General features: G+C 70.5%; 1 protein-coding gene. It reads left to right on the forward strand.

Going from position 1 to position 794, the window contains the following annotated elements:
* A partial coding sequence (locus tag FM051_RS50015) for an IS1634 family transposase (RefSeq protein WP_158855013.1) occupies positions 1 to 794 on the forward strand: 794 nt, incomplete at both ends.

The following is a 794-nucleotide window of genomic DNA, read 5'->3' on the forward strand; positions in this document are numbered from 1 at the left end:
CGGTCCGCCGCCTGGTCTCCTCCCTGGCCCGGCTGTTGCCGGCCGGGGACACCCTGGCTGCGACCGCACCGGCAGACTTGGCGTTCACAGGCTCGGTTCCGCTGGGTGGCGCATTCGCGCTGGACGGGCTCTGGCGGCAGATCGGCATCGATCGGGTGATGCGGCGGCTGGGCGCGAAACGGCGCTTCGATGCCCGATTCGAGCGGGTCCTGTTCGCGCTGGCCGCGAACCGGGCACTGGCGCCGTCCTCGAAGCTGGCCGCCGCCGACTGGATCGGCAACGACGTGCACATCGACGGCCTGCCCGAGGTCGGCGAGGACGCCTGTTACCGGGCGATGGACTGGCTGCTCACGATCGAACCGGATCTGGCGAAAGAGGTGTACTTCTCCACCGCGCACCTGCTCAACCTCGAAGTCGACCTGTTGTTCTTCGACACCACCTCCACCTACTTCGAGATCGGCGAGGCCGACGAACCCCTCGCCCGCGACCGCCGCGGCCTGCCCGTCGCCGCCGACGGCCCGGATGCCACGGACACCGGTGGGTTCCGGGTGTTCGGCAAGTCCAAGGACCACCGCGAGGACCTGCCGCAGGTCATCGTGGGGATGGCGGTCACCCGCGAGGGGATCCCGGTCCGCTGTTGGTCCTGGCCCGGCAACACCGCCGACACCGCCCTGATCCGGCAGGTCCGTGACGACCTGCGCGAGTGGAGCCTGGCCCGGATCGTCTGGGTCGCCGACCGGGGGTTCGCCTCGCAGACCAACCGTCGCCACCTGCAACAGGGCGGCGGGCACTAC

Origin of the sequence: Saccharothrix deserti, assembly GCF_009769385.1 — a bacterium.
GTDB classification, from domain to species: domain Bacteria; phylum Actinomycetota; class Actinomycetes; order Mycobacteriales; family Pseudonocardiaceae; genus Actinosynnema; species Actinosynnema deserti.